We start from the raw sequence: 14089 nt of genomic DNA, 5'->3' as shown, positions 1-14089 counted from the left end.
GGCGCCGTGGATCACTTCTTCGCGGGCGTCGTGCCGATCTGCTTGTTGATCATCCATTGCTGGGCGATCGACAGGATGTTGTTCACCAACCAGTACAGCACCAGGCCCGACGGGAAGAAGAAGAACATCACGCTGAAGGCCAGCGGCATGATCCACATCATCTTGGCCTGCACCGGGTCGGCGGGCTGCGGGTTCAACCAGACCTGCAGCAGGCTGGAGGCCGTCATCAGCAGCGGCAGCGGGCCGATCGGCGCGCCGAACAGGTGACCGAACAGGCTGTCGGGCTTGGACAGGTCGTGGATCCACATCACCCACGGCGCGCCGCGCATCTCGACGCTGGACAGCAGCACCCAGTACAGCGCGATGAAGAACGGCATCTGCAGGAAGATCGGCAGGCAGCTGCCCAGCGGATTGATCTTCTCTTCCTTGTAGATCCGCATCATCTCCTGCTGCATCTGCTGCGGCTTGTCCTTGTAGCGCTCGCGCAGCTCCTGGATGCGCGGGTTCACCGCCTTCATCTTGGCCATGCTGCGGTATGCGCTGGCGTTCAGGCCGTAGAACGCGACCTTCAGCAGCACCACCAGCAGGATGATCGCCCAGCCCCAGTTGCCCAGCAGCGAGTGCAGCACGTCCAGCAGCCAGAACAGCGGCTTGGACAGCACCTTGAAGATGCCGTAGTCCTTCACCAGCTCCAGACCGGGGGCCAGGACTTCCAGCTTCTTCTCTTCCTGCGGACCGACGTACAGCACGTTGTCCAGCTTGGCAGTCGCGCCCGGCGCCACGGCGGCGAAGTTCATCACCATGCCGGCGGTGTACAGGTTCTCGTTGAGCGGACGCACGTTGAACTCGCGCGGACCGGCTTCCGTGCGGATCCAGGCGCTGACGAAGTAATGCTGGACCATCGCGACCCAGCCGTCGTCGGCGTTCTTCTCGTACTCGGCCTTGCCCTTCTTCAGGTCGTCGAAGGACAGCTTGTGGTACTTGGCCTTGTCCGTGTAGAGCGCGGGGCCCGAGAACGAGGTCGGCGCGAACGACGGGCCGGTGTGGTCGACGTGGCCGTCGCGCACCAGCTGCAGGTACAGCTGCGGCGTGACCGGCGCGGCCCCGTTGTTGGTGACTTCGTGGCTCACGCCGATGGCGTAGTCGCCCCGCTTGAAGGTGTAGGTCTTGGCCAGCTTCACGCCGCCCTGCTCGCCTTCCAGGCGCACGACCAGCGTGTCCTGGCCGTCCTTCATCTCGCGCGGACCGTCGGCCAGCGCCAGCACCGTCTGGTCCGACGGCGCGTTCGGCACGTTCAGCAGGCCGGAACGGGCGCTGTAGTTGCGCATCGGATCCAGCACCACGACATGGCCGCTCGGGTTGGTGTCGTCGGCCTGCTTGAGCAGCTCGACGCGCACCAGGCTGCCGCCGCGGGTGTCGATGGTGGCCTTGACCAGGTCGGTCGTGAAGGTCACCAGTTCGTTCTTGACGACGGGCGCGGCCGGCGCGCCGGCGGTCGCGGCACCGGAGGCGGCGGTGGCCGGCAGCGCGGCGGCGGAGGCGGCCGAGGCCGGTCCGGCGGGCGCGCTGGCGACCTTCGCCGGCGCCGGATGGAACAGCGACGGCTGGCCGTTGTACCGCTGCCATCCGTCCCACAGAAGGAGCAGCGACATCGTGAACACCACCCACAAGATGGTGCGGCGAATATCAGTCATGGGAAGCTTTTGGATTGGCGGTTGAGGAGGCTGACCCCGCGCGGCATCCGGAGGGACGCTCGAACAGTCGGGTGAACAGGCGGGGCGGATTGTCCGGTACCGGATCGTGTCCGCCCAGACAGAAAGGATTGCAGCGCAGCACCCGTCCGACCGCGAGGTAGGTCCCCGCGGCGGCGCCATGCTGGCGCAACGCCTGCATGGCGTAGTTCGAACAGCTGGGGCTGTAGCGGCAGCCCGCGCGCAGCCAGGCGCTGAAGAGCAGCTGGTAGCCGCGCACCAGCCCCATCAGCAGTCGCGTCGGCAGGCCGGGGCGGGCATTCATCGTCGAGGATCCGGATCGCCTGCCGGTCAGCCGGCGGCGGCCTGAGGCCGCGCGAGCTTGCGGGTGAGCTGTTGCAGTTCGGCGCGCGCGGCGGCGCGCAGCGCATCGGAGGAGGCGCTGGGGAACTGCTTGCGATCGAAGGGCATGCGCAGCCTCACCACCCAGAGGCCGGGCGGCAGGTCCGGCAAGCCGTCGAACACCGCGCGGATCTGGCGCTTGAGCAGCGCCCGGGTGACGGCGCGCTTGGCATGCCGCTTGGGCACGACATAGCCCAGCCAGGCCCGGTCGGGCGCGGCTGGAGCCATTTCAGCGGGGGTGGGCGCCACGTTCGCGGAGGGCGTTTCATCCACAGCTTGGGGATGAAACAGTGCATCACCTGTGGACAAGTCGCCAGTTCCTGTGGATGGACGGCGCTTGGGCAGCGAGGGGCTGACGGCCAGGTGGTGCACGGCGAAGTGCGCGCTGCGCGCGCGGCTGGGGGAGCCCAGCACACGCTCGAAATCGGCCGATCGCACGATGCGGCCGATCACGGTGCTTGCAGAGTCGTCGGGAGCGTCGCTCAGACGGCCAGGCGCTTGCGGCCCTTGGCGCGGCGAGCGGCGATGACGGCCTTGCCGCCACGCGTCTTCATGCGGACCAGGAAGCCGTGGGTACGGGCGCGACGGGTCTTGGAGCCTTGATAAGTGCGTTTCATGATGAACCTCTTTCGGATATCTCGGTGCTTCCCGTCGCCTCGCGCCATTTGTGGCGCGGCGGACGGAGGACATCGGGGTGATGTCGGAAGCCGCTCAAAAACTGGAGGCCCACGCAGCTACGTCCGGGCGTCCGGAAAACCCGCGATTACAGCAAAGATTTGCGTCAGGGTCAATCCGGATGCAGGTGGCCACGGGGGTTACCAGCACTTGACCGGGGCAAAAAATCTGTGGATAACCCTGGCTTCGCGGCCCGGGATCAGTACAATCCGGCCGCTCGAAGAATAAGTTTTCCACAATGAGCGACGACTTGTCAGGGGCGGCACTGTGGCAGCGCGGCTGCGAACGCCTGGCCGCCGAACTGCCTGAACAGCAATTCAACACCTGGATCCGGCCCCTGCCCCCCGCGGAGGTCGCCCAGCAGCAAGAGAACGGCCACGAGGCCGTCCTGGTGTCCCTCCGCGTCCCCAACCGATTCAAGCTGGACTGGATCCGCAGCCAGTACGCCGGCCGCATCGAGGCCATCCTGAGCGAACTCGCCGGCAAGCCCGCGCGGCTGGAGCTGTCGCTCGCGCCGCGCGAGGCGATCGCGCCGCTGCCGCGCACGCAGCCCTCGAGCATGACGATGGGCCAGGTGCTGAACCAGCACGGCCTGGGCGCGTCCGTGGCCGCCCGCCCGTCCGCGGGGCCGGCTTCGGCGGCCCGTCCCTCCGCCGTGGCCGCGCAGCCGGCGCCGCCCGCCGCGCCGGCCACCGCCGCGAGCCTGATCCAGCCCGGCGCCACGCCCAGCGTGCCGCCGAGCGCCACGCGCCATCGCATCAACACCTCGCTGACCTTCGACACGCTGGTCCCCGGCCGCGCCAACCAGATGGCGCGCACCGCGGCGCTGCACGTCGCCGGCGCGCCGGGCCAGATGTACAACCCGCTGTTCATCTACGGCGGCGTCGGCCTGGGCAAGACCCACCTGATCCACGCGGTCGGCAACGCGCTGCTGAAGGACCGCCCCGACGCCCGCGTGCTCTACCTGCACGCCGAGCAGTTCATCTCGGACGTGGTCAAGAACTACCAGCGCAAGACCTTCGACGAGCTCAAGGCCAAGTACCACTCGCTGGACCTGCTGCTGATCGACGACGTGCAGTTCTTCGCCGGCAAGGACCGCACGCAGGAGGAGTTCTTCAACGCGTTCGAGGCGCTGCTGGCCAAGCGGGCGCACATCATCATGACCTCGGACACGTATCCGAAGGGCCTGGTGGACATCGACGAGCGCCTGACCAGCCGCTTCGACGCCGGCCTGACCGTGGCGATCGAGCCGCCCGAGCTGGAGATGCGGGTCGCCATCCTGATCAAGAAGGCGGAGGCCGAGAATGCGCCGATGCCCGAGGACGTGGCCTTCTTCATCGCCAAGAACGTGCGGGCCAACGTGCGCGAGCTCGAAGGCGCGCTGCGCAAGGTGCTGGCGTACAGCCGCTTCTCGCACAAGGAAATCAACATCCAGCTGGCGCGCGAGGCGCTCAAGGACCTGCTGTCGATCCAGAACCGGCAGATCTCGGTCGAGAACATCCAGAAGACCGTGGCCGACTTCTACAAGATCAAGGTCGCGGACATGTACTCGAAGAAGCGGCCGGCGAGCATCGCCCGGCCGCGCCAGATCGCGATGTACCTGGCCAAGGAACTGACCCAGAAGAGCCTGCCGGAGATCGGCGAGCTGTTCGGCGGCCGGGACCATACGACGGTGCTGCACGCGGTGCGCAAGATCGGCGGCGAGCGCCAGAAGAACACCGAGTTGAACCAGCAGTTGCATGTGCTGGAGCAAACGCTGAAGGGATGAGGAAAAACGCCTTCGCGCTGAGCGAAAATGCCGCGTTCGCCCGAACAGCCAACAGTGGAGAGAGGTTGACATGATCGTGTTGAAAGACAGCCAGGACAAAGTGCTTGCCGCGCTGCAGGCGGTGTCCGGCATCGTGGAACGGCGCCACACCCTGCCCATCCTGGCCAACGTGCTGGTGCGCAAGCAGGGCCGGCAGGTGGAGCTGACCACCAGCGACCTGGAGATCCAGGTCCGCACCACGGTCGAGTTCGACGGCGACGACGGCGACTTCTCCACCACGATCGGGGCGCGCAAGCTGATCGACATCCTGCGCTCGATGCCGTCGGACCAGACGGTGAGCCTGACGTCCAACCAGAACAAGATGACGCTGCAGGGCGGCAAGAGCCGCTTCACGCTGCAGACGCTGCCGGCGGACGACTTCCCGCTGGTGCAGGAGGCCGCCGACTTCGGGCCCGCGTTCAGCGTGCCGCAGAAGACGCTGAAGGGGCTGATCAACCAGGTCCACTTCGCGATGGCGGTGCATGACATCCGCTACTACCTGAACGGCATCCTGTTCGTCGCCGAAGGGAAGATGCTGACGCTGGTGGCGACCGACGGCCACCGCCTGGCGCTGGCCCAGGCCGAGACCGACACCGAGATGCCCAAGCAGGAGGTGATCCTGCCGCGCAAGACGGTGCTGGAGCTGATGCGCCTGCTCAAGGACGGCGGCAAGGGCGACGACGAGAGCGCGCCGATCGAGATGCGCTTCGCCGGCAACCAGGCCAAGTTCAGCTTCAGCGGCATGGAGTTCGTGACCAAGCTGGTCGAGGGCAAGTTCCCGGACTACAACCGCGTCATCCCGAAGAACCACCGCTTCCACGTGATCCTGGGCCGCCAGCCGCTGCTGGCCGCGCTGCAGCGCGCCGCGATCCTGACGAGCGAGAAGTTCAAGGCGGTGCGGCTGTCCTTCGACCCGGGCCTGCTGTCGATCGCATCGAGCAACGCCGAGCAGGAAGAGGCGAAGGAAGAGCTCGAGATCGACTACGGCGGCGACCAGATCGAGACCGGCTTCAACGTGACCTACCTGATGGACGTGCTGTCCAACATGTCGCAGGACATGGTGCGCGTCGATCTGAACGACAGCTCGTCGAGCGCGCTGCTCAGCATCCCCGAACACAACGGCTTCAAGTACGTCGTGATGCCGATGAGGATCTGAGGTCGCTGCGCGACCTTCGCTCCCCGGAGCGGGAACGTTGCGCACCCCTGCCCCCGCCAAGCGGGGGTTCCAGCCAGTTTTTTCAGCGGCCGCCGCGGCGGCCTTGAGTACCCCTCCGATGACCGATAACAGCACTCCTGAGAACACCCCGACGCCGGCGCCGCAGAACGACGGCGCGGGGTACGGCGAGGCCAGCATCCAGATCCTGGAAGGCCTGGAGGCGGTGCGCAAGCGTCCTGGCATGTACATCGGCGACACGTCGGACGGCACGGGCCTGCACCACCTGGTGTTCGAGGTGGTCGACAACTCGATCGACGAGGCGCTGGCGGGTTACTGCGACGACATCGTCATCACGATCCACACGGACAACTCGATCTCGGTGATCGACAACGGCCGGGGCATCCCGACCGGCGTGAAGATGGACGACAAGCACGAGCCCAAGCGCTCGGCGGCCGAGATCGCGCTGACGGAGCTGCACGCGGGCGGCAAGTTCAACCAGAACAGCTACAAGGTCTCGGGCGGCCTGCACGGGGTGGGCGTGTCCTGCGTGAACGCGCTGTCCAAGACGCTGCGCCTGACGGTGCGCCGCGAGGGCAAGGTCCACCAGCTGGAGTTCAAGAAGGGCATCCCGCAGGATCGCGTGATCGAGATCCGCGACGGCGCCGAGACCAGCCCGATGAAGATCGTCGGCGAGACCGACAAGCGCGGCACGGAGGTGCACTTCCTGCCGGACACGGAGATCTTCACGTCGAACTCCGAGTTCCACTACGACATCCTGGCCAAGCGCCTGCGCGAGCTCTCGTTCCTGAACAACGGCGTGAAGATCCGCCTGGTCGACGAGCGCAACAACAAGGAAGACAACTTCGCCTTCGCGGGCGGCGTGCGCGGCTTCGTCGAGTTCATCAACAAGGGCAAGACGGCGCTGCACCCGAACATCTTCCACGCGCAAGGCGACAAGATGTCGGAGCAGAACACCAATGTCGGTGTCGAAGTCTCGATGCAGTGGAACGACGGTTTCAATGAGAGCGTCCTGTGCTTCACCAACAACATCCCGCAGCGCGACGGCGGCACCCACCTGACGGGTCTGCGCGCGGCGATGACGCGGGTGATCAACAAGTACATCGAGGACAACGAACTGGCCAAGAAGGCCAAGGTCGACGTCACCGGCGATGACATGCGCGAGGGCCTGGCCTGCGTGATCAGCGTGAAGGTGCCGGAGCCCAAGTTCAGCTCGCAGACGAAGGACAAGCTGGTGTCGAGCGAAGTGCGCGGCCCGGTGGAGGAGATCGTCGCGAGCAAGCTGACGGACTGGCTGCTGGAGAACCCGGTCGACGCGAAGATCGTCTGCGGCAAGATCGTCGAGGCGGCACGCGCGCGGGAAGCGGCGCGCAAGGCGCGGGAGATGACGCGGCGCAAGGGCGTGCTGGACGGCATGGGCCTGCCGGGCAAGCTGGCGGACTGCCAGGAGAAGGATCCGGCGCTGTGCGAGATCTACATCGTGGAGGGCGACTCCGCCGGCGGCTCCGCGAAGCAGGGCCGGGACCGCAAGTTCCAGGCGATCCTGCCGCTGCGCGGCAAGATCCTGAACGTGGAGAAGGCGCGCTACGAGAAGCTGCTGACCAGCAATGAAATCATCACGCTGATCACGGCGCTGGGCACGGGCATTGGCCGCGGGGCGGGCAGCGACGACTTCAATCCGGAGAAGCTGCGCTACCACCGCATCATCATCATGACCGACGCGGACGTGGACGGTGCGCACATCCGGACGCTGCTGCTGACCTTCTTCTACCGGCAGATGCCGGAGCTGGTGGAGCGCGGCCACATCTACATCGCGCAGCCGCCGCTGTACAAGGTGAAGGTGGGCAAGCAGGAGCAGTACCTGAAGGACGGCCACGAGCTGGACGGCTTCCTGCTGAAGGTTGCGCTGAACGATGCCGAGCTGCACACGGCGGGCGTGGGCACGGGCCCGGTGCTCAAGGGCGAGGAGCTCGAGACGAAGGCGCGCCTGTACGTGGCGGCGCAGAACGTGATCGAGCGCCTGTCGGCCTGGATGGATGGCGAGGCGCTGCATCTGCTGGCGTCGGGGCTGTCGATCAGCCTGGACACGAAGGAGTCGGCGGAGATTGCCGCGACGGCGCTGCAGTCGGCGCTGCACGACGCGGTGGTGTCGGCGGAGACGGATCCGCGCACGGACAAGCAGCTGCTGCGCATCAGCCGGCGGCATCACGGGAACGTGCGCTCGAGCATCATCACGGCGGACTTCGTGCACGGGGCGGACTATGAAGTCCTGGCCGCGGCCGGCGTGGCGTTCAAGGGCCTGGTGGGCGAGGACGCCGTGATCCGCAAGGGTGAGGGCGACAAGGCCAAGGAGAGCAAGGTCGGCGACTTCCGCGCGGCGATGGCGTGGCTGATGACGCAGGCCGAGTCGAGCGTGGGCCGCCAGCGCTACAAGGGCCTGGGCGAGATGAACCCCGAGCAGCTGTGGGAAACGACGATGGATCCGACGGTGCGCCGCCTGCTGCGCGTGCAGATCGAGGACGCGATCGAGGCGGACCGCGTGTTCACGATGCTGATGGGCGACGAGGTCGAACCGCGCCGCGAGTTCATCGAGACGAATGCGCTGAGGGCGGCGAATATCGACGTGTGAGTTTGGAGCTGCCCGGCACGGGCAACCATTTAGGAAAACTCAATGGTTCGCTCAAGGCGAAGCAGGGAGCTCATAGCTCAGTTCATAGAAGTGCTGCCGCTCCCGGATCTCGATCGTCAGCGTGCCGCTGATTCCTGTGAGCTCACCGGTGCCTGAATCCGGCACCACCTGCACCACCAATCGCGGCTGTCCACGGTTCATCTCCCCGGTCTGCATCAGCACGAAGCTGCCCTCGCGGCCCGCGAGCCGCGCCTGCACCTGCTCCATCGCCACATAGCCGGCCGAGCCCGGCACCGCTGTCCCGAACGCCAGCATCTCGCCGAGGCTGCTCCCTTCGAGATCGCCATGGAACTGCTTGACGATGGCCATCCGGCCGATCGGGCAAGCCTCATTCGCGGCTGGCGCGGGGGTGAGCTGCACGTCGAACGTGCCTTTGGCGGACTGGGTCATGGCGTCGGCTCCATGGAAAAGGGCCTCGCATGTTCGCCGACGGCGGCCGACATGACCTCGGTCATGCGCGCCCCCTTTGGAGGGGGCATCGCCGCTCGACAGCGGAAAAAGCGCCTCCTTAGACTGCGCCTCGTCCTCCCCCACTTTCGCGAGACCCGCATGCGAGCATCCGCCTTCCGTTCCATCTCTGTCCTCTCGGCGCTGGCCCTGGCGCTCGGCCTGCCGGCCGTGCCGGCCCAGGCGCAGTCGATCAGCGTCAAGCCCGGGCTCTGGGCGAGCGCGAGCGTCAACACGCTCAACGGCAAGAAGCTGCCGACCATCTTCGACATCCACGGCGCCCTGACGCCGCAGCAGAAGAGCAGCCTGGCCGCCGCGATGGCCAAGGTGGGCCTGCCCACCGGCGGCAGCCCGCACTTGGAGTGCCAGCAGAGCGCCGAGTTCACGCTGCCCAAGCCGCAAAGCGTCGACGACTGCACCACCCAGGTGAAGCCCGGCGACGCCACCAGCGGCACCTTCACGATGAGTTGCAAGAGCGCGACGGCCAGCGGCACGGGCAACGGCTCCTACCAGGTTACCGACAAGTCCAGCGCCACCGTCAAGGTGAGCTTCAAGGGCACGACCGCGCAAGGCATGCCGATCACCTATGAATCGACCTCGGTCCACAAGTGGATCGGCAGCGACTGCAGCGCACCGCCGCCCGGCGTCGACCCGTCGGTGGCCGAGCTGCTGCAGTGAGTCTCCATGCGCCGCGCCGGGCCGGGCCGGGCGGCGTGCTTCAGGCGTCCATTTCCTTGAACACCTCGGCCGCGACGCGGAACGCGTCGACCGCGGCCGGCACGCCGCAGTAGATCGCCGCCTGCAGGAAGGCTTCCTTGATCTCGTCGCGCGTCAGGCCGTTGTTGATGGCGCCGCGGAGATGGATCTTCAGCTCGTGCGGACGGTTCAGCGCCGTCAGCATCGCCAGGTTCAGGAACGAGCGCGTGCGCCGGTCCAGGCCCGGCCGGTTCCAGACGTCGCCCCAGCAGTACTGGGTCACCAGCTCCTGCAGGTCGATGTTGAAGTCGGTGGCGTTCTGCAGCGCGGCGTCGACGTACGCATCGCCGAGCACCTCGCGTCGGGTCTGCAGGCCTTGTTCGAAGAGCTCGGGGTTCTTCGGCGCGAAGGGGCGGGTCATGGAGATCTCCTGTAGCGGGAAGCGCGATCCGACACGCTACTTGGATCAGTCGTTGGTTGACGAAACGATCAGGAATAGAATTTCCGTCAACCAAGGAGCACGCGATGATCCACGACCGACTCCGGCGGGCCCGCGTCTTGAAGGGGCTCAGCCTCGATGAACTGGCCCAAGCCGTCGGTGACATCACCAAGCAGGCACTGAGCAAGTTCGAACGGGGCGATGCAATCCCGAACTCGACGCGCCTCCTCCAGTTCTCCAAAGCCCTGGGAGTCCGGCCCGAGTACTTCTTCCGCGCCGAAGCGGTGAGCTTGTCTCCGCTGGAGTTCCGCAAGCTGGCCCGCATGCCGAAATACCGGCAGCGGCAGGTGGAGGAGCAGATGCGGGATCACCTCGAACGCTATATCGGCCTGGAGCGCTGCTTCGACGCCGTCGATGTCCGCATCGCCCCGACGGCCTCCCAGATCCTTCCGGTCGAGTCCTTCGAAGCGGCGGAGAGCGCTGCGGACCGCCTGCGTCGTGACTGGGGCATCGGCGGCGACGCCATCGCGAACCTGACCCAGTTGCTGGAAGAGCGCGGCATCAAGGTGGCGCTGCTCGATGCGCAAGATGACTTCGACGGTGCATGCGCTGCCACGGAAGACCATGAACACGTGCTGATCGCGCTCAATACCGCGCGGCCTGGCGAGCGCATGCGCTTCACGGCGGCGCATGAGCTCGGCCATTGGGTAATGGCCTTGCCTGACGACATGTCCGAGGCCGACAAGGAGCGATGCTGTCATCGCTTCGCTGGCGCGTTTCTCTATCCAGGGGCGCAGGTGCTGCTCGACTTCGGCAGTCACCGCCGGTCGCGTGTCCATCCCGCGGAGCTCCTGAATGCGAAGCGGCGCTATGGGATCTCGATGCAGGTGGCGCTGCGGCGCCTGAAGGATCTCGGCCTGCTGAACGAGGCCGGCTACAAGGCGGCGGTCATCCAGTTTTCCCAGGCAGGCTGGCGCACCGCCGAGCCGGAGGCGCTGCTGCCCGAGCAACCGCGGCGCTTCGAATCGCTCGTCTTCTGGGGACTGGCCGAAGGCCTTTTCACCCCTTCCCGCGCCGCCGAGTTCCTGCAACGTCCGCTGGACACGCTCGAGCCCGCGCTCTCATCGCCGGCGGGAGCATGAATGCAGCGGGTCTATGTCAGCGATACCAACATCTGGATCGATTTCCGGAACGCTGATCTTCTGGATGACCTCTTCCGCCTCCCGTTCGTCGCGCTCGAGAATCCTCGCCTGCTAACTCTCTATCCACGCCAAATCGAGTTTCTCGCACGGTCCGACCCTGCCAAAATGCCGTCCTCGAACTTCAAACAATCAATCGGGAGGACACCCTTGATGAAACGCAGTCTGACAATGGCCGCCACTGCTGCTGCGGCACTGACGATGTCGCTTCATGTTTCGCCGGCACAGGCCGGCGTGCATTGCACGGAGAAGATCACCCAAGCGATCCTTCATAAGAACGGCGACGTCTATTTCCAGACGGACAACACCTGCAACGGTGCCTGGTGCCAAATCAATTGGGGCACGCCGGAGAAGAACAAGAACGGGCTTGCGATGCTCCTGTCGGCCAAGCTCGCTGATCGGCAAGTCACCTTCTTTTGGGAGACTCTGGCTACGTGCGGAGAGAAAAATGGGACCTATGCGTCACCAGGCTACATGATTCTTTAACTCATCAAACCGTGCCCGCTCCGAGCGGACCACCGCCTGCGGACGCGCTAGAAGGCGTCTGTGAATAACATCCCGTGAGGGATACCTACGGACGCTCAGGCGATTGTCAGTCACCAGCCATACCGATAGCGCCAATCTTCTCGTCCCAGGCGGCTGCATCGCAGTTCACGCCATCTCGCGAATAGCGGACGATGACCTTGCGATTGGCCGCATAGGCCGCGATTGCGACGGCAATCGCTGGCCTGGACGTCGTTGGATTCGCCGTCGCGAGGATCGCGCCATTGAGATAACCACCATTGACGGCAATAAAGAAGTTGCCGTCGACATCGCTCCAGACCTTGGTGAGGCGAACGGGCGGGCATTCCGTGTAAGCGCTGGCCGTGAAGGGGAAGAGAGCCGCAAAGAGTATGGTCGCCGCGAAGATTCTTATCATGGGCTTCCTCAATCTGTGATGGCAAAGAAATCAATCGTCTCCGTATCGCCCCACACCGAACACGCGTTGGAACCGAAAACACTTACAGCCTTGCCCTGAGAATAGGCGAGCAGCAAGCCTGAAAGCTGTACTTTGCCTTGTGGAGTCGAGGCATTGAGCGCAAAGCGCCGATACTCTGTCGCGCACGCCGGCGGAGAATTCCTGCTTCCTTCGATGTAAAAGATCACGGCGCCATTGGACATGAAGTTCGGCGCAGATAGGCGGCCGCTAGCGGTACCTGCGAATGCTGGTACCGCTAACGCGGCAGTCATCGTTGCCCCCACAAGGACCGGTCCAAGCTTAAACGGTTTCATAGTTTTCCTTCGGTTCAATGTATACCGAGCTTCGGGCGGACTTTCTGGCGGACTCCATCCACGAGGGGCAGGGGGCAGATTAGCCCGTCGATGCACCAAGTTTCCGAGCGAAGCGATCCGCCAACTGCCTGCTTTTCTGACTCGCCCAAGTAGCCTGACCTACCTCAATCAGCAAGTTGAGAAGCGCAGCTGTTTCCGCGATCGGCAGATCGGGAAACCAATGGAGAGCTCGACTCGCCCACCAGTCGGACTGACAGGCAAGCCCTGCAGCTACGACACGCCAAAGTGGAAAGAGCTGCTGGGCGCGCTGACAAGCAGCGTAGTCGTCCAATAGCGCCTTGGCATCTCCGAACGATTTCTCTAGGAGTACCACGACACGGTAAAAGTCTGATGGGGCATTGAGTTCATAACAGCCATTCTTTGCCCACACCTGCCATGTGCCTGACCCATTTACGCCGATCTTGAGGTCGTGCCCGATGTCAAGCGGTCGTCTCTCAAGCGGGATAGTGCCAGTCATCAAATATTTTCCGTTGAAATCAAATACTGGCTATGTCAACGTCTTCGGCTCAACCAGGTTTTCGCGCCTGATATAGACCGGCTGCCAGATATCTAAGTCCAGCACGGATAACGGCTGTGCCGAAATAATAACTTCTGAAAGAAGTGCCCCTGGTCCACCCTCGACCTCCAATAACAATGCGTCGAAGTCGCCCATCGCATCTTCGATCTCATCCCGATCCTCTGCGTCGTCCCGTTCAAGGACGAACTGCACCGTCCAAGCATGATCGAGTAGCCTCCAAGCGACCCTCCGGAAGTTTGGCGATATGACTCCCCACATCGCTTGCATGAGCATGACCGTGACCGTATTCCTTGCCTGAGCGCCTAGGTCGAATTTCATTTCTTCGTCGCTCATATGCTCTATTCACGAGGTATTCAGAGTTATCAGGATCTCAATATCGTCGCGAGCCCCCACACGTACAAGGACATACCGGGCAATCATTGGGACCAACTTGTCGGGACTCCTGAGAAATTGTCGCAGCGGCCATCTGCCCAATATCCATTAGCTGCAGGCCGCCTCGGTGATATCAGCATGCACGCCGTCAATTACTATCAAAAAGCTGGCGGCTCGATTGATAAACGTGCCCGAACTCCGCACTTTCGCTAGTCCAAGCACCACCGGCGGCCAGGAACACCCGCTGCCTCCCCCCGCCGCCATGGAGTCGACGTGCATTCAGCTGCGTGCTACTTCGCCCTGCGCTCTTCCTCAGCAAGAAACAGACTCTGTAAATCTCCGTTGAGTTTTAACACTCCGTGCGTAAGTTCGAAGCGTCCGTCTGCGCCCTCAAGATACGAGGCGCCGTCAATGACGCCGAGGACATTCGATGTCGTATCGACGGCGATCTGACGTACTACCTCGAAGAACCACTCTCTCTGCTCCTCAGATAAGCCACCAAACAGTGCTAGAGCATGTATCCAATATGGGTCACTGGCCTTCTCCGGATCAGTGCGAGCAAACAGTTGACGGTAGAGCGCCACGTTCTCGTCTATCACAGAATCATGAAGGAAATTTACGAGCTGCTCTGGTGTCATTCTATTAACTC

Annotated in this window: 16 protein-coding genes; 6 read left to right on the top strand and 10 right to left on the bottom strand. The window is 64.2% G+C overall.

The genetic code is table 11. The features are described from left to right. Nucleotides 1–11 precede the first annotated feature (11 nt). From yidC to rpmH, 4 genes are read right to left on the bottom strand one after another with little or no spacing between them, the layout of a single operon-like run. Nucleotides 12–1694, bottom strand: a complete 1683-nt coding sequence (yidC, locus tag ACEN96_RS02130) for a membrane protein insertase YidC (protein WP_495586404.1) — start codon at nt 1692–1694, stop codon at nt 12–14. Continuing rightward, nucleotides 1687–2016 carry a membrane protein insertion efficiency factor YidD gene (gene yidD / locus ACEN96_RS02125; protein ID WP_495586403.1) on the bottom strand — a complete coding sequence of 110 codons (330 nt, stop codon included), beginning with the start codon at nt 2014–2016 and terminating at the stop codon, nt 1687–1689. The genes yidC and yidD overlap by 8 nt, the downstream gene beginning before the upstream one ends. Nucleotides 2017–2042: 26 nt before the next feature. After that, nucleotides 2043–2546, bottom strand: a complete 504-nt coding sequence (locus tag ACEN96_RS02120; RefSeq protein WP_495586402.1) for a ribonuclease P protein component — start codon at nt 2544–2546, stop codon at nt 2043–2045. Nucleotides 2547–2575: 29 nt separating this feature from the next. Next, nucleotides 2576–2710 carry a 50S ribosomal protein L34 gene (gene rpmH, locus ACEN96_RS02115; protein ID WP_067065970.1) on the bottom strand — a complete coding sequence of 45 codons (135 nt, stop codon included), beginning with the start codon at nt 2708–2710 and terminating at the stop codon, nt 2576–2578. A gap of 296 nt (nt 2711–3006) precedes the next feature. Between rpmH and dnaA the strand changes: the two genes are divergently transcribed. The 3 genes from dnaA (at nt 3007) to gyrB (ending at nt 8378) form a co-directional block, all read left to right on the top strand. After that, entirely contained in the window at nt 3007–4536 is a 1530-nt protein-coding gene (gene dnaA / locus ACEN96_RS02110; RefSeq protein WP_495586401.1) for a chromosomal replication initiator protein DnaA, read from the top strand. Nucleotides 4537–4606: 70 nt separating this feature from the next. Continuing rightward, complete coding sequence (dnaN, locus tag ACEN96_RS02105; protein WP_343635091.1) at nt 4607–5731, top strand: DNA polymerase III subunit beta; 1125 nt, start codon at nt 4607–4609, stop codon at nt 5729–5731. A gap of 118 nt (nt 5732–5849) precedes the next feature. Beyond that, the gene (gyrB, locus tag ACEN96_RS02100; protein WP_495586400.1) at nt 5850–8378 is read left to right on the top strand and encodes a DNA topoisomerase (ATP-hydrolyzing) subunit B; all 2529 of its coding nucleotides are present in this window, start codon (nt 5850–5852) and stop codon (nt 8376–8378) included. Nucleotides 8379–8429: 51 nt separating this feature from the next. Here the strand turns inward: gyrB and ACEN96_RS02095 are convergent, their stop codons facing one another. Continuing rightward, nucleotides 8430–8828, bottom strand: a complete 399-nt coding sequence (locus tag ACEN96_RS02095; RefSeq protein ID WP_495586399.1) for a DUF3224 domain-containing protein — start codon at nt 8826–8828, stop codon at nt 8430–8432. Between the two features lie 159 nt (nt 8829–8987). On the opposite strand from ACEN96_RS02095, the gene ACEN96_RS02090 reads away from it, so the two are divergent. After that, nucleotides 8988–9563 carry a DUF3617 domain-containing protein gene (locus ACEN96_RS02090; RefSeq protein ID WP_495586398.1) on the top strand — a complete coding sequence of 192 codons (576 nt, stop codon included), beginning with the start codon at nt 8988–8990 and terminating at the stop codon, nt 9561–9563. A gap of 40 nt (nt 9564–9603) precedes the next feature. Here the strand turns inward: ACEN96_RS02090 and pcaC are convergent, their stop codons facing one another. Beyond that, a complete protein-coding gene (gene pcaC, locus ACEN96_RS02085) occupies nt 9604–10002 on the bottom strand; it encodes a 4-carboxymuconolactone decarboxylase (protein ID WP_495586397.1) in 399 nt (132 codons plus the stop codon). A 104-nt stretch (nt 10003–10106) separates the two neighbouring features. Here pcaC and ACEN96_RS02080 point away from each other — a divergent pair, with 104 nt between their 5' ends. Continuing rightward, a complete protein-coding gene (locus tag ACEN96_RS02080) occupies nt 10107–11162 on the top strand; it encodes a helix-turn-helix domain-containing protein (RefSeq protein ID WP_495586396.1) in 1056 nt (351 codons plus the stop codon). Beyond that, nucleotides 11163–11705: a hypothetical protein gene (locus ACEN96_RS02075; RefSeq protein WP_495586395.1), complete on the top strand. Its 543-nt coding sequence runs from the start codon at nt 11163–11165 to the stop codon at nt 11703–11705. 106 nt (nt 11706–11811) lie between these two features. Here ACEN96_RS02075 and ACEN96_RS02070 read toward each other — a convergent pair whose 3' ends face one another. The 4 genes from ACEN96_RS02070 to ACEN96_RS02055 form a co-directional block, all read right to left on the bottom strand. Beyond that, nucleotides 11812–12138 carry a hypothetical protein gene (locus ACEN96_RS02070; RefSeq protein WP_495586394.1) on the bottom strand — a complete coding sequence of 109 codons (327 nt, stop codon included), beginning with the start codon at nt 12136–12138 and terminating at the stop codon, nt 11812–11814. An 8-nt stretch (nt 12139–12146) separates the two neighbouring features. Then, nucleotides 12147–12491: a hypothetical protein gene (locus ACEN96_RS02065; protein WP_495586393.1), complete on the bottom strand. Its 345-nt coding sequence runs from the start codon at nt 12489–12491 to the stop codon at nt 12147–12149. 547 nt (nt 12492–13038) lie between these two features. Further along, on the bottom strand, nt 13039–13401 hold the full coding sequence (locus tag ACEN96_RS02060) for a MafI2 family immunity protein (protein WP_495586392.1): 363 nt from the start codon (nt 13399–13401) through the stop codon (nt 13039–13041). 329 nt (nt 13402–13730) lie between these two features. Further along, on the bottom strand, nt 13731–14078 hold the full coding sequence (locus ACEN96_RS02055) for a hypothetical protein (RefSeq protein WP_495586391.1): 348 nt from the start codon (nt 14076–14078) through the stop codon (nt 13731–13733). Nucleotides 14079–14089 lie beyond the last annotated feature (11 nt).

This window comes from Roseateles sp. Mitsp63 (assembly GCF_059491535.1).
Note: the sequence above shows the minus strand (reverse complement) of the source record. Positions and strands in the feature narration are given on the sequence as shown.

Bases quoted from the DNA above. Each gene is read 5' to 3' on its own strand.
- yidC (WP_495586404.1), bottom strand. From the start codon at position 1,694: ATGACTGATATTCGCCGCACCATCTTGTGGGTGGTGTTCACGATGTCG.
- yidD (WP_495586403.1), bottom strand. From the start codon at position 2,016: ATGAATGCCCGCCCCGGCCTGCCGACGCGACTGCTGATGGGGCTGGTG.
- rpmH (WP_067065970.1), bottom strand. From the start codon at position 2,710: ATGAAACGCACTTATCAAGGCTCCAAGACCCGTCGCGCCCGTACCCAC.
- dnaA (WP_495586401.1), top strand. From the start codon at position 3,007: ATGAGCGACGACTTGTCAGGGGCGGCACTGTGGCAGCGCGGCTGCGAA.
- dnaN (WP_343635091.1), top strand. From the start codon at position 4,607: ATGATCGTGTTGAAAGACAGCCAGGACAAAGTGCTTGCCGCGCTGCAG.
- gyrB (WP_495586400.1), top strand. From the start codon at position 5,850: ATGACCGATAACAGCACTCCTGAGAACACCCCGACGCCGGCGCCGCAG.
- ACEN96_RS02095 (WP_495586399.1), bottom strand. From the start codon at position 8,828: ATGACCCAGTCCGCCAAAGGCACGTTCGACGTGCAGCTCACCCCCGCG.
- ACEN96_RS02090 (WP_495586398.1), top strand. From the start codon at position 8,988: ATGCGAGCATCCGCCTTCCGTTCCATCTCTGTCCTCTCGGCGCTGGCC.
- pcaC (WP_495586397.1), bottom strand. From the start codon at position 10,002: ATGACCCGCCCCTTCGCGCCGAAGAACCCCGAGCTCTTCGAACAAGGC.
- ACEN96_RS02080 (WP_495586396.1), top strand. From the start codon at position 10,107: ATGATCCACGACCGACTCCGGCGGGCCCGCGTCTTGAAGGGGCTCAGC.
- ACEN96_RS02075 (WP_495586395.1), top strand. From the start codon at position 11,163: ATGCAGCGGGTCTATGTCAGCGATACCAACATCTGGATCGATTTCCGG.
- ACEN96_RS02070 (WP_495586394.1), bottom strand. From the start codon at position 12,138: ATGATAAGAATCTTCGCGGCGACCATACTCTTTGCGGCTCTCTTCCCC.
- ACEN96_RS02065 (WP_495586393.1), bottom strand. From the start codon at position 12,491: ATGAAACCGTTTAAGCTTGGACCGGTCCTTGTGGGGGCAACGATGACT.
- ACEN96_RS02060 (WP_495586392.1), bottom strand. From the start codon at position 13,401: ATGAGCGACGAAGAAATGAAATTCGACCTAGGCGCTCAGGCAAGGAAT.
- ACEN96_RS02055 (WP_495586391.1), bottom strand. From the start codon at position 14,078: ATGACACCAGAGCAGCTCGTAAATTTCCTTCATGATTCTGTGATAGAC.